Source organism: Arthrobacter sp. ISL-48, from assembly GCF_018613805.1.
Classification (GTDB): domain Bacteria; phylum Actinomycetota; class Actinomycetes; order Actinomycetales; family Micrococcaceae; genus Arthrobacter.
In genome coordinates this window covers 249,260-262,807 of the sequence record NZ_JAGGPL010000001.1, presented here as the reverse complement: position 1 = coordinate 262,807, position 13,548 = coordinate 249,260, and the positions used below count along the sequence as shown (strand labels likewise).

9 protein-coding genes are annotated in these 13,548 nt (G+C 66.3%); 1 reads left to right on the top strand and 8 read right to left on the bottom strand.

Features of this window, described 5'->3' with window-relative positions; genetic code table 11:
- Window positions 1-26: 26 nt before the first annotated feature.
- From J7E83_RS01155 to J7E83_RS01145, 3 genes are read right to left on the bottom strand one after another with little or no spacing between them, the layout of a single operon-like run.
- On the bottom strand, window positions 27-1,586 hold the full coding sequence (locus J7E83_RS01155) for an FAD-dependent oxidoreductase (RefSeq protein ID WP_214958583.1): 1,560 nt from the start codon (window positions 1,584-1,586) through the stop codon (window positions 27-29).
- On the bottom strand, window positions 1,583-3,811 hold the full coding sequence (locus J7E83_RS01150; RefSeq protein ID WP_214958582.1) for a molybdopterin oxidoreductase family protein: 2,229 nt from the start codon (window positions 3,809-3,811) through the stop codon (window positions 1,583-1,585). The genes J7E83_RS01155 and J7E83_RS01150 overlap by 4 nt, the downstream gene beginning before the upstream one ends.
- Before the next feature lies 1 nt (window position 3,812).
- A complete protein-coding gene (locus J7E83_RS01145; RefSeq protein WP_214958581.1) occupies window positions 3,813-5,288 on the bottom strand; it encodes an MFS transporter in 1,476 nt (491 codons plus the stop codon).
- 266 nt (window positions 5,289-5,554) lie between these two features.
- Between J7E83_RS01145 and J7E83_RS01140 the strand changes: the two genes are divergently transcribed.
- Window positions 5,555-6,967 carry an MFS transporter gene (locus J7E83_RS01140; protein ID WP_214958580.1) on the top strand — a complete coding sequence of 471 codons (1,413 nt, stop codon included), beginning with the start codon at window positions 5,555-5,557 and terminating at the stop codon, window positions 6,965-6,967.
- 142 nt (window positions 6,968-7,109) lie between these two features.
- Here J7E83_RS01140 and J7E83_RS01135 read toward each other — a convergent pair whose 3' ends face one another.
- From J7E83_RS01135 to J7E83_RS01115, 5 genes are all read right to left on the bottom strand, one after another.
- Window positions 7,110-7,844, bottom strand: coding sequence for a glutamine amidotransferase (locus J7E83_RS01135; RefSeq protein WP_214958579.1), 735 nt, complete (start codon window positions 7,842-7,844; stop codon window positions 7,110-7,112).
- A gap of 94 nt (window positions 7,845-7,938) precedes the next feature.
- Entirely contained in the window at window positions 7,939-8,379 is a 441-nt protein-coding gene (locus J7E83_RS01130; RefSeq protein WP_214958578.1) for a DUF4440 domain-containing protein, read from the bottom strand.
- A 19-nt stretch (window positions 8,380-8,398) separates the two neighbouring features.
- On the bottom strand, window positions 8,399-10,216 hold the full coding sequence (locus tag J7E83_RS01125) for a biotin carboxylase N-terminal domain-containing protein (protein WP_214958577.1): 1,818 nt from the start codon (window positions 10,214-10,216) through the stop codon (window positions 8,399-8,401).
- Between the two features lie 129 nt (window positions 10,217-10,345).
- Entirely contained in the window at window positions 10,346-10,993 is a 648-nt protein-coding gene (locus J7E83_RS01120; RefSeq protein ID WP_214958576.1) for a nucleoside triphosphate pyrophosphatase, read from the bottom strand.
- A gap of 28 nt (window positions 10,994-11,021) precedes the next feature.
- Window positions 11,022-13,547 (bottom strand): MMPL family transporter, encoded by a 2,526-nt coding sequence (locus J7E83_RS01115; protein ID WP_214958575.1) that lies wholly within the window; start codon window positions 13,545-13,547, stop codon window positions 11,022-11,024.
- Window position 13,548 lies beyond the last annotated feature (1 nt).

Sequence of the window (13,548 nt, the reverse complement as noted above, 5' to 3'; positions counted from 1 at the left end):
TCGTGGCAAGACTTATTTAGCCTCACTCAGGCGGCAGGAGCCGCCTGGAAGTGTTTTTCGATGAGCCCCTTGATGTCCTCATGGCAGCTGCCGCAGCCTGTTCCGGCACGGGTGGCCTTGGAGACCTCCGCCACCGTGGAGCAGCCTTCCTCGACCGCGCCCTGGATCTTGGCCCCGCTGATTCCCGCGCACCGGCAGACAGTACCTTGCGGGTCGGCGGGGCCGGAGACCAGCTGGTCCGGGCCGTCCAGGCGGAGCAGCAGCGAACGGTCCGCCGGCAGCTCCGCTGTTCGTTCGAAGAGGCCCACAAGTTCCGCAGCAGTACGGGGCATGCCGACGGACACGAGGCCTTCCAGCACCCCTCCGCGGGTGGTCATCTTCACATAGCGGCCGTGTTCGGGATCGGACCACTGGGCGACCTGCAGCCGGGCGCGGCCATTAACGGCGCCCGCTGTGAGGGCGTCTTCGTCCCACGGCTCGGCGCCATTCTCGCCGGCCACGGCCATGTTCAGGCCCCGGGCCTTGAGCACAATCACGCCGGCCTGCTCCTGCGGGAGTGCGGGCAGGGTGTCCGCTTCCTCCTGCGTTCCGGTGGCCAGCAGGGTGAGGTACTCGGCAAGCCATTCGGCCTGCCGCCAGCCGGGCCCCACCAGGCCTGACGGGCCCTTGGCGGTGCGGCATTCGGGGCACGCCGCATCAGGGCAGCGGACCTCGGCGCAGTCGCCGATAGCGAAGATGTGCGGCTCGTGGTGGGCGCGGAGCCGGTGGTCCACCAGGATGCCCGTGGCCGTGGAGAGGCCGCAGCCTTCGGCGAGCTCGGTTCGTGGCCGGACGCCGCAGGAGATGACCAGGAGATCGCCGTCGATCGCCGAACCGTCGTCCAGCAGCAAAGCCGAGAACCCGCCGTCGGGAGCGTTATGTTCGACGCCGGTGGACCTGGCGTTGCCGGCCATCCGCACACCGCACTGGCGCAGGCTGGCGGCCAGCACCGCGCCCCCGCCGCGGTCGATGTTGCGGCCCAGGGGGTGCGGGCCGTTATGGACCACCGTCACGGTGGCGCCTTCTTCGGCCGCGGCCAGCGCTGTCTCAAGGCCCAGGACGCCACCGCCCAGCACCACCACGCGCTTGCCGCCGTCGACGGCCTGCCGGAGTAACCCGGCGTCGCGCAGGTCGCGGAGAGCCGTGACCCCTGCCGGAAGCACAGGGGAGGTGGGGTCGGGGTTGATGCCTGTGAGGTTGGGGATGACTGGACGCGACCCCGTGGCAAACACCAGGCGCTCGTAGTGGACCGCGGAGCCGTCGGTGAGGACCACCTGCTGGCGCGCACGGTCGACGCGGCGCACACGGACCCCGAGCCGGACGTCGACGCCAACGGCTGCCAGCGCTTCCGCATCGGCCAGTGCCAGGGCATCGGCGGTGGTGCGTCCGACCCCGAGGTCGGCCACCAGGACGCGGTTGTACGCTGCCTCTGGTTCCTCACCCACAACCGTGAGCTGGACCTGTCCGTCGCGGACCGCGGGCATCAGCTCATCGACCAGGCGGGCGGCAACCGGGCCAAAGCCCACAATGACAATCTGCTCACTCATGAGGCCTCCGTCGTCTGAAGAACACTGTTCTGGGGCGAATTTTGGGTCTGGCTCGCGGCCAGCCGCACCCACACCTTGTTGAACTTGAATTCGGGCATCCCGGAAATGGGGTCCGTGGCGGCCTCCGTCAGGCGGTTGGCGCTTTCCAGCTCAGGAAAATGGAAGGGCAGGAAGACTGTTTCGGGTCGGATGGCCGTGCTGAGTTCCGCCCGGCACACCACCTCCCCGCGCTCGTTGGCCACCGAGACAAAGGACCCCTCCGTGATGCCCATTCCGGCCGCGGCCGCAGGATGGATCTGCATCTTCGCCTCGGGCTGGGTGGCGAGCAGCTCGGCTACCCGTCGGGTCTGCGCCCCGGACTGGTAGTGCTCCAGGAGGCGGCCGGTGATCAGGGTCATGGTTTTGGCGGCGGGGTCGGGGTTGGCGGCAGGAGTACGACGGCGGCGGGGGGTCACCGGGGTCATGACCGCCTTGCCGTCGCCGTGCGCAAAGGCATCCAGGAAGAGCCGCGGGGTCCCGGTGCTGCCCGCGGGGTACGGCCAGTAGGCGGCCTCGCCCCGGTCCAGCATCGCGTAGTCGATCCCGGAGTAGTCGGCCAGCCCGCCTGCGGAGGCGAGCCGCAGCTCCTCAAACACCGTTTCCGGGTCCTCGCTGTAGGTGGACGGGGCGTCCAGGGCTTCGGCCAGCCGCGCCATGATCCACAGCTCACTGCGTGCCCCGGACGGCGGCTGCAGGGCACGGCGGCGGCGCAGGACGCGGCCCTCAAGGTTGGTCAGCGTGCCTTCCTCCTCCGCCCACTGGAGCACGGGCAGGATGAGGTCGGCTTCGGCAGCCGTCTCGGACATGAAGAAGTCGCAAACCATCAGGAAGTCCAGGCTGCGGAGACCTTCGATGACGGAGTTTGCGTCGGGGGAGGCCACCGCGATGTTGGAGGCGTGCACGAAGAGGCAACGGACGCCGTCGGGCTTTCCGAGTGATTTCAGGAGCTGCACGGCGGGCAGGCCAGCGCCCGGGATCAATTCCTCCGGGACGCCCCAGACGCCGGCCACGTGGGCGCGCGCGGCGGGGTCGGTGATTTTGCGGTACCCGGGAAGCTGGTCGGCCTTCTGGCCGTGTTCGCGGCCGCCCTGGCCGTTGCCCTGGCCAGTGAGCGTGCCGTAGCCGCTGCGGCCCGAACCGGGCAGGCCGAGGAGGAGGCTGAGGTTGATGGCTGCGGTGGCGGTGTCTGTTCCGTCCACATGCTGTTCCACCCCGCGGCCGGTGAGGATGTAGCTGCCGCCTTTGCTGGCTCCGTCGGCGAGCCTGCGGGCGGCTTCGCGGATGAGCTCTGCCGGGACACCAGTGAGGGACTGTACACGCTCGGGCCAGAAGGAGTTCACGCTGCGGACCACGGCCTCGTAGCCGGAGGTCCGTTCTTCGATGAAGCGGGTGTCGGCCAGGCCTTCATGGACGACGACGTGGGACAAGCCCAGCAGGAGGGTGAGGTCGGTGCCGGGCTGGGGCTGCAGGTGGATGCCGCCGCCGTCGGACGTAAAGGCAGCGGTTGCGGAGCGGCGGGGATCGACGATGATCAGCCCGCCGGCGTCGCGGGCACCTTTGAGGTGCTGGACGAATGGGGGCATGGTTTCGGCGACGTTGGAGCCGAGCATCATGATGGTGCTGGCGTTGTCCAGGTCCTGAAGCGGGAAGGGGAGTCCGCGGTCCACACCGAAGGCGCGCATACCGGCGGCCGCAGCGGAGGACATGCAGAACCTGCCGTTGTAGTCGATCCGGGACGTGCCCAGGGCCAGGCGGGCGAATTTGCCCAGCATGTAGGCCTTTTCGTTCGTGAGGCCGCCGCCGCCGAAAACTCCGACGGCGTCCGCCCCGTACTTCGCGCGGGCGGCCTTAACGGCAGTGGTGGCCAGTGCCAGGGCCTGATCCCAGCCGATGGGCCGGTGGATCCCGTCCGGCCCCTTCAGGAGCGGTTCGGTGACGCGGCCGGGGTGGTTCAGGAGGGTGGCTGAGGTCCAGCCCTTGCGGCAGAGACCGCCACGGTTGGTGGGGAATTCCCGCCCGCTGACTTCCAGGAGCGGCGCCTCAAGGGCAGTGCCGTTTGCGGCGGATTCAGCCGGCACGGGGACTGACCCCGGCTGGGAAGCCGGGGTCAGTTCCGCTGGAGACTTGAGCGTCATGGCGCACTGCAGGGCGCAGTAAGGGCAGTGCGTGTCGGCGCTTTTGGTCATGTTAGACGTGTCCCATCGCATTTCGGTTGGCGTTGCGGATGTAGAAGGCCCAGCAGACAACCAGCATCAGGACATAGGCTCCGACGAATCCGTAGAAGGCCGGCGTGTAGGATCCGCTGGCGGTGTTGGACGCGTTCAGCACCTGCGGGATAACAAACCCGCCGTAGGCGCCGATGGCGGAGATGAGGCCGAGTGCCGAGGATGCCAGGCGCTGCGTGGCTACAGTACTGGCACCGGACTTGGCGGCGCGGCTGGAGGTGGCGAAGATGATCGGAATCATCCGGTATGTGGCGCCGTTGCCGAAGCCGCTCGCCGTGAACAGGAGCAGGAACAAGACCAGGAAGAGCCAGAAGTTCTTCAGCGGAAGGGTCCAGATCATGGTCAGGGTAATCACGGCCATGGAAGCGAAGGCTGCAACGGTCATCCGGGCGCCGCCCATGCGGTCAGCCATGCGGCCGCCATAGGGCCGTGCGAGGGAACCGACCAGCGGGCCGAGGAAGGCCAGGGACAGCGCCACGGTGCCCACTCCGATGGAGGAGAACGCGGGGAAGTAGTCCTTGATGAGCTTGGGGAACACGCCGGCGAAGCCGATGAAGGAGCCGAAGGTGCCGATGTACAGCAGGGCCATGATCCACAGATGCGGTTCCTTGAGGGCAGCCACCGAGCCGGCAACGTCCCCCTTGGCGCTGGAGAGGTTGTCCATGTACTTGAAGGCGCCGAATGCTGCGATCAGGATCAAGGGCACCCACATCCAGCCTGCCATGGGCAGGTTGACGCTTCCTGCCGCCAGCAGGGTGATAACGATGGGGACGGCAAGCTGTGCAATGGCCGCACCCATGTTACCGCCGGCGGCGTTCAGGCCCAGGGCCCAGCCTTTCTCGCGGGCCGGGTAGAAGAAGGTGATGTTGGCCATGGAGCTGGCGAAGTTGCCGCCGCCGAAGCCGGCCAGGGCCGCCACCAGCAGCATGACGCCGAACGGGGTTTCCGGGTTGGAGACGCAGAGGGCCAGTCCGATCGAGGGGATCAGGAGGAGGAGGGCGGACACGATGGTCCAGTTCCGTCCGCCGAAGCGCGGAACCATGAAGGTGTACGGGATGCGGAGCGTGGCGCCTACCAGGCTGGGCATGGAGATCAGCCAGAAGATCTGGTTGGTGTCGATCTTGAAGCCGGCCCCGGGGAGCTGGACCACGACGATGGACCACAGTTGCCAGACCACGAAGCCGAGGAACTCGGCGAAGATGGACCAGTTAAGGTTGCGGCGGGCGATGGAGCGCCCTGCGGATTCCCACTGCTCCTTGTTCTCGGCATCCCAGTTGGCGATCCAGCGGCCGGGGCGGAATTCAAGGGCGGGGGCGGTGGTTGTACCGGTGGAGCCGAGCTGGGCGCTGGCGGATGCAGGCACGCCTCCGTGTAAGGGTTCAACGTCAAGATCTACGGAATTGCCGGTGCCGGCATCTGCGGTGCGGTCAACAGTCACGGTGTACCTCCTCTGGGGGGATGTTGTACTACCACGGTAGGGAAGGCGCGTTTCGCGGATGGTCGCGGATTGTTAACGCGCTGTGACATTTGCCTATCGGAGGCTCCGGGACGGCGTGAGGAGCCGAAAATGAGACGGATCGCTCGGGTCCAAATAGCGGACCTTTTGTCCATTGACTGGACGTCCGGAACTAATATTGAACTCTAACTATTCCTTTCCAGACACGGCATTGCTGTGTCCGGCCGGTCTTCACGAAAGTGCCCCACATGCCATCCATTGAAACTTCGGCGGAGCCAGGCTCTGCCAAGGCGGTGAACTCGCGCGGACGCGTGATTGTTGCCAGCCTGATAGGCACCACCGTTGAGTTCTACGACTTTTACGTCTACGCCACGGCCGCCGTCCTGGTGTTTCCCAGGCTGTTCTTCCCCGGCCAGAACGAAACCACCCAGCTGCTGAGCTCCTTCGCGGTCTTCGGCGTCGCCTTCGTTGCCCGTCCCGTTGGCTCCATCGTCTTCGGCCACTTCGGAGACAAGTTCGGCCGCAAGGGCACCCTGGTGGCGTCGCTGCTCACCATGGGTATTGCCACCTTCCTCATCGGCTGCCTGCCCACCGCGCTTGTCCCGGGCTGGGAATTCTGGGCTCCGGCACTGCTGGTGGTCATGCGCTTCGCACAGGGCCTCGCCCTCGGCGGCGAATGGAGCGGTGCTGCCCTGCTGGCCACCGAGAACGCTCCGGCGAACAAGAGGGCCATCTACGGCACCTTCCCGCAGCTCGGCGCTCCCATCGGCTTCATCATCGCCAACGTGATCTTCCTGGTCTTCAGCTACGCACTCTCACCGGCCGCCTTCGCGGACTGGGGCTGGCGCGTGCCGTTCCTGCTCAGCGCCGTCATGGTCATCATCGGCCTCTACGTCCGCCTCAAGCTGATCGAGACTCCCGCGTTCACCAAGGTGATCGAATCCAACGAGGTGGCCAAGCTGCCCCTGGGCCGTGTTTTCAGGTCCAGCTGGCGCCAGCTCATCCTGGGTACATTCATCATGCTTGCCACTTATGTGCTCTTCTACCTGATGACAACGTTCACGCTGACCTACGGCACCCGCGCCTCCAGCCTGGACGCCGCCAAGGCAGCGGCAGAGAAGTCCGGCAAGCCCATGACCGAGGCGGCCGTCGCCACGTTCGTGCCCGGCCTGGGCTACACCCGCAACGATTTCCTCTGGATGCTGATTGCAGGCGTCGTCTTCTTCGGCATCTTCACCCTGGTCTCGGGTCCGCTCGCCGAGAAGTATGGCCGCCGGAAGATGCTGATCGCCGTGACTCCGGGCATCTTCGCCTTCGGCCTGCTGTTCGTCCCGCTGTTCAGCGGCGGGTTCGTCGGCACCATGGCCTTGCTGATCATCGGCTTCTCCCTGATGGGACTGACGTTCGGACCCATGGGTGCCCTGCTGCCGGAGTTGTTCCCCACTAACGTCCGGTACACAGGCTCCGCCGTCAGCTACAACGTGTCCAGCATCCTGGGTGCAGCGGTTGCCCCCTTCATCGCCGTCTGGCTGTGGGAATCGGCCAAGGGCAGCCCGGTGCTGGTGGGCGTCTACCTCACTGTCATGGCCGTGCTGACGCTTATCGCCCTGTTCGTCAGCAAGGAAACCAGGGACCTGGACTACGAGAACAACGTCGCCTGACGCTTTATCCTGTTACTGACAGTCTGTACGTTCCAGCCCGGTTAGTGGCCAAAGTGCCCGGCGTTCTCTCTGTGATTCGGGGGAGTACGCCGGGCATTTGGCTGTCCGGGGCCAGGTAACCGGGCAGGAACGCACCGCAGTTTCAGCCGACGGCGTACCTGGCCACGAAATTCTTCAGGATGTTGGTGGGCTCCGTGACCGTGAACTGCCGCGCGTTCTCCATGAGTTCCTCGGCGGACTCCGGCGGAAAATACCCGGCATGGCGGTAGATGTCGATCCGGGTCACCAGGCCGCCCACATCCAGCTCTGGGTGGAACTGGGTTGCGTACAGATTCTCCCTGATCCGGAACATTTGCACGGGGCAGGCCTTGGATGTTGCCAACAGCACGGCGTGGGACGGCAGCGAGGTGCATGCCTCCTTGTGTCCGGTGAAGGCCGTGAAGCGGCGGGGCATCCCCTGCAGCAGAGGATCGGCGAGCCCGGCCTCCGTCAGTTCAATTTCCACTCCGCCCAGCGGCTCTCCGAACGTCCTGTCGATAACGGCTCCCTGGTGCGCCCCGAGCGTCCCCACGCCGTAGCATGCGCCCAGAAAGGGAAAGTCCGCGGCCACGATTCGGTCCAGCAGACCTGACAGCTCGCCTTCCACCCGGTGCTGGGTAGGGCTCTTATGATCGTCCGAGTCACTGGACGTGAAGGGGCTGCCGCCCACGATCACGCCCGCATAGTCAGACAGCTCCAGTTCGGGCAGGGGAGCGGCCTCCAGCCTGATGCGTCGCAACTGCGCCGGCGCCAGGCCACCGTACTTCAGGTATGCCGCGTACTCATCCTCGGCGGCGGCGTCTTCGGCCCGGGATGCCAGGAGCAGGAAAGGCTTCACACGCTAAGTCTGCCCGGGGCCCCGTCGGGATGCCAGAGGGCGACGCCCGAGGCCCGACGGCAGACCCAGGGCCGTGCCGGAACAACAGCGGCGATCAGAGAGCGGCAGCTGGTGCCAGTGACCGCCGCGACTGCGGCTGGGCAGCCGGGTCCGCGTGCCGGTGGACGAGCTTCCAGTAACCCTCTTCGCGCCGGAAGATGCTGGTCACCCGCAGTGCGAACTCCTCCGCGACCGCGGCACCGTCGAGGCGTGCGCGGAAATGCTCCGTCTCAACGAGGTAGGCAGTGTCACGGGCCGTGTAGGACGTGACGGTGTCGAAGCCGAGCATCTCGCCCTCATGATAGTGCCGGGAAGCCTGGTCAAGCCGGGCCTCCACCTGTGCCCACCCTCGGGCGATGCCGCCGAACGGGTTGGCCAGGGTCACGTCGTCGAGCCGGGAATAAAGTTCCTTGACCGGGGCGGGATTACCTCGGGTGATCTCCGGAACGGCCAGGTGGTAACGGTCAACTTCTTCTTCAAAACTTGGTGCAATCATGGGTGCCTCCGGCAGTAAATCAGTCTTCGATCGTGGCGATGACGGCGCCGGCCGAAACCGTCTCACCGGCCTGCGCGCTGAGTCCGGTAATGGTCCCGGATCGGTGGGCGGTGAGGGGCTGCTCCATCTTCATCGCCTCGAGCACCACCACCAGATCGCCTTCAGAGACAACATCGCCGTCGGCCACGGCCACCTTCACGATGGTGCCCTGCATGGGTGAGGTGAGGGCGTCACCGGTTGCAGTGGCGGCCGGCCCGCCCGAGCGCGCGCGCTTTTTGGACTTTCCGGGTTTCGTTGCAGCGGCGCCGAAACCCGACCCGAGGGAGCCCAGGGAGGCAGGCAGCACGACCTCGAGGCGCTTGCCGCCGACTTCAACCACCACGCGGTGCCGCGACCCGGCGTCGTCATCTGTGTGTCCGGCTCCGTCCGGGGTCCAGGCGGGAAGGTTGTTGACGAATTCGGTTTCAATCCACCGGGTGTGGACCTTGAACGGTCCCTCCACCGGGGCGAAGGCCGGGTCCGAAACGACGGCGAGGTCGAAGGGGATGACCGTGGGAATCCCTTCCACCACCATTTCCTGGAGCGCACGGCGGGCGCGCTGCAGCGCCTGGGGGCGGCTGGCTCCGGTCACGATGAGCTTGGAAAGCATGGAGTCGAAGTTGCCGCTGATGACATCGCCCTGCTCGATCCCGGAATCGATGCGGATTCCGGGGCCGGTGGGGTTCTTCAGTACACGCACGGTGCCAGGTGCCGGCATGAAGTTGCGGCCGGGATCCTCACCGGTGATGCGGAATTCGAACGAGTGGCCGCGGACCTCGGGGTCGTCATAGCCGAGTTCCTCGCCGCGGGCCAGCCGGAACTGCTCGCGGACCAGGTCGATTCCCGTGACCTCTTCGGAGACGCAGTGCTCCACCTGGAGCCGGGTGTTGACCTCCAGGAAGGAGATGGTGCCGTCCTGGCCCACCAGGAATTCACACGTGCCTGCGCCCAGGTAACCGGCTTCCTTCAGGATCGCCTTGGAGGATTCATAGAGGCGGCGGTTCTGCTCCTCGGTGAGGAACGGTGCGGGGGCTTCCTCGACGAGTTTCTGGTTGCGGCGCTGCAGCGAGCAGTCACGGGTGGATACGACCACCACATTGCCGTGCGCATCTGCCAGACATTGGGTTTCGACGTGCCGGGGCGCGTCAAGGAAGCGCTCGATGAAGCATTCGCCCCGGCCGAAGGCGGCGACGGCCTCACGGACGGCAGATTCGAACAGTTCGGGGATTTCTTCGCGGGTGCGGGCGACCTTGATTCCCCGGCCACCGCCGCCGAAGGCAGCCTTGATGGCCACGGGCAGGCCGAACTTGTCCACGAAGTCGAGGATTTCCTCGGCGGACTCCACCGGGTCGGCGGTGCCGGGAACCTGCGGTGCGCCCACCTTCTCGGCGATGTGGCGGGCCTGGACCTTGTCGCCCAGGGCGGAGATCGCCTCGGGGGAAGGGCCGATCCAGGTGATGCCGGCGTCGATGACCTTGGCGGCGAACTGGGCGTTCTCTGAGAGGAAGCCGTAGCCGGGGTGGATGGCGTCGGCGCCGGACTGTCGGGCAGCGTCGATGATCTTGTCCATGACCAGGTATGACTCGGCAGCAGTGTTGCCACCCAGGGAGTAGGCCTCGTCGGCAAGCCGGACATGCAGTGCATCGCGGTCGGGATCAGCGTAGACAGCCACTGAGGCGATGCCTTCATCACGTGCTGCGCGGATGATCCGCACTGCGATTTCGCCACGGTTGGCGATCAGCACCTTTGTGAGGTTCGACTGCACGGGACTTGCGGACTGCTCCAAATTTGCTGACAAGGCGTCTCCTTCTTTCCTTGTGGGAGCCTAGCGCGATTTTGAGGGTTCAGCCGATTTTACTTGCGGATTCCGCGTGTAAACGGCGAAGGCTTTGTAGGGAAGCTACAAATGTCTTCGAAATTGGGTCCTTTATCGGGCGGGCCAAAGCTCCGTGATGCGAACGTTCGCCTGGGCCAGGAGACTGCGGAGCGTGGAGATGGACAGCCCGACGACGGCGTGGGGATCGCCGTCCACCTTCCTGATGAACGCACCTCCCAGGCCGTCGATGGTGAACGACCCCGCGCAGTGCAGCGGCTCGCCTGTGGCGATGTACGCGTCGATTTCGTCCGGCTCCATCTCGGTGAAGTGGACTTCGGCTGAGGTGACGGCCCCCAGAGTGGCGCCGGACCCCGGCGCTGCATCGCCGTCGTCGGGCATGGTGTCCCGGCAGTCCACCAGCCAGTGCCCGGTGTGCAGCACGCCGCTGTTGCCGCTCATCCTGAGCATCCGCTCGCGTGCGACGCCGGCAGTGTAGGGCTTGCCGTGCGCCTCGCCGCCGAACTCGAACACGGAGTCGCAACCAAGTACCAGGGCGCCCTCGGCGTCCGGCAGCGCCGCGACGGCCTCCGCCTTGGCCCGGGCCAGCAGCAGTGCGGTATCGTGCGGATCCGTGACGCCGTAACGGGCCTGGACTGCGTCCTCGTCCACGTCGGAGACCAGAACGGAGTGGCTGATACCGGCGTCGGCCAGGAGCTTGGTGCGGGCGGGAGACTGGGAGGCGAGGATGAGGCGGGTCACGGCTCCAGCTTAATAGGCCTGCTGCAGCCTAGTGGACCAGCTCCGTCGATGACTGTGCGGCGGTGGTGCCCTGCCGCAGCTTGGCGCCTTCAACGTCGACGTCCGGAAGGATCCGCTCCAGCCACTTCGGCAGCCACCAGGCCTTGCTTCCCAGCAGGTACATCACGGCGGGCACGATGGTCATCCGGACCACGAAAGCGTCGATCAGCACACCGAACGCCATCGCGAAGCCCAGCGGCCGGACCATGTTCAGATGGCTGAAGATGAAGCCGGAGAACACGCTGACCATGATGATCGCGGCGGCTGTGACTACTGCGGATGCGTGGCTGAAGCCCGTCCGGACGGCGTGCCTGGCCAGTTCGCCGTGCATATAGGACTCGCGCATGCCGGACGTGATGAACACCTGGTAGTCCATGGCCAGTCCGAAAAGCACTCCGATCAGGATGATGGGCAGGAAGCTCAGCACGGCGCCCGGGTTTTCCACGCCGAAGATGGCTCCGAGCCAGCCCCACTGGTAGACCGCGACGACGGCGCCGAAGGAGGCGGCGAGCGAGAGCAGGAAGCCACCGGTGGCCAACAGCGGCACCCAGATGGAACGGAAGACGAGCAGCAGCAGGAGCAGGGAGAGTCCGACGACGATCGCCAAATACGGCGGCAGGGCGTTGCCGAGCTTGGTGGAGACATCCACGTTGCCGGCGGTCTGGCCGGTCAGGCCGATACTGACGCCAGTGGTGTCCTTGATCTGCCCCTTCTCGGCGCGCAGTTCGGAAACCACCTGGACGGTGCTGGCGCTGGCTGGGCCCTCTCGAGGGATGACCTGGAAGACCGCAGTGCGGCGGTCCTGGCTGAGTGCCAGTGGCACCGCGGCTGCGACGTTCTCCGTCCCGCGCAGTATGTCCGCGACGTCGAACTGCTTGGCCTGCGCCTCGGTTGCGCTCAGGCCCTCCGGGAGGCCCCCGACGACGATGATCGGTCCGGTCATGCCCTCGCCGAAGCTGCGCTTCGTGACGTCGTAGGCCTGGAACGCCTGCGAGGCGACCGGCTCGGAACTGGCGTCCGGCAGGGCGAGGCGCAGCTGGCTGGCGGGCAGGGCCATGACGCCGAGCAGGACAACGCCGGCAAGCAATGCCAGCCAGGGGTGGTTGGTGACCATGCCGCCCCAGCCGTGGCTGCTGCGGTATTCGTCCTTGGCACGGTCTTCCTCGTCATGGGAAGGCCTGGCGTTGTGCTTCTCCGCCTTGGCCCACGCCCGCTTGGAAATCAGCTTCCGGCCCACGAATGAGAGGATGGCTGGCGTCAGGGTCAGGGCGACGACGACGGCGACAGCCACCGTGGCGGCGGCAGATAGACCCATCACGGCCAGGAAGGGCAGGCCGGGAACCACCAAGGCTGCGAGTGCAATGATGACGGTCAGGCCGGCGAAAAGGACTGCATTGCCGGAGGTTCCGGTGGCCAGCGCCACCGATTCCTCCGCGTCCATACCGGCGAGCAGTTGGCCGCGGTGCCGGTTGACGATGAACAGGGAGTAGTCGATGCCCACGGCCAGGCCGAGCATGAGGGCCAGCATCGGGGAGATCGAGCTCATGTCCACGGCGCCGCTCAGGGCGAAGGTACCGCCAACCCCCACGGCGACGCCGACGATGGCCATCAGCAGCGGAAGCCCGGCGGCGATCAGGGTACCCAGCATGAGGACCAGGACCAGGGCCGCGACGGCGATGCCGATGATCTCTGCAGTGCCGAAGAGCTCGGAGATGTCCTCGCTGATCTCCTTGCTGGGCAGTGCGGTGACGTCCGCGGAGGAGACCTCCTTGACGATGTCCTGGACTTCTTGGCGGACCTCTGGCGTGAGGCCGTTGATCGAGGTCTTGAACTGGACCTGCGCGATGGCCGCCTTGCCGTCCTCGGAGACGAACCGCAACCCGGCAGACGACCCGGCCTGGCGCTTGCCGAGCTCCAGCTGGGCCTTGGCGGCTGCAAGCTCCTGCGTTCCGGCGTCGAGCTTTTGCTGTCCCGTCGCGAGCGCGGTCCTCTGTTGTCCGAGCCGGGCTTCGATGACGCTCGGCGGGGCGCCGGAGGCCGCAAGCTGCTGCTCGGCGGCCGTGAGTTGAGCTGTTCCGGCCTCGAGCTGGGCGCGCGACGCGTCAAGCTGCGCCTGGCCGGCCGCGATCTGCTGCTCGCCGTCGGTAATACCCTGGCCGGCCTCGTCCAGCTGGGCCTGGGTGGTGAACGGATCAACAGTCCCCTGCACATCTGGGATGGTCTTGAGCTTGGTCAGGGCCGCGGATACAGCATCCCTGCCGGCCTGGGTGAACTGCGCACCGTTGGCTTCGAACACGATGCTGGCGGACCCGCCCGAGGATGAGGGCAGCTCCTTCTTGAGCTTGTCCGCCATCTGCTGGGTCTCGGTACCAGGGATCTGGAAACTGTTCGACAAGGTGCCATGGAAGGCGGCCGCTGAGCCTCCGGCGGCGACGAGCACGGCCAGCCACGCTGAAACGACCAGCCACCGGTGGCGGTACGAGAACTTGCCGAGGCGGTACAGCAATAGAGCCATG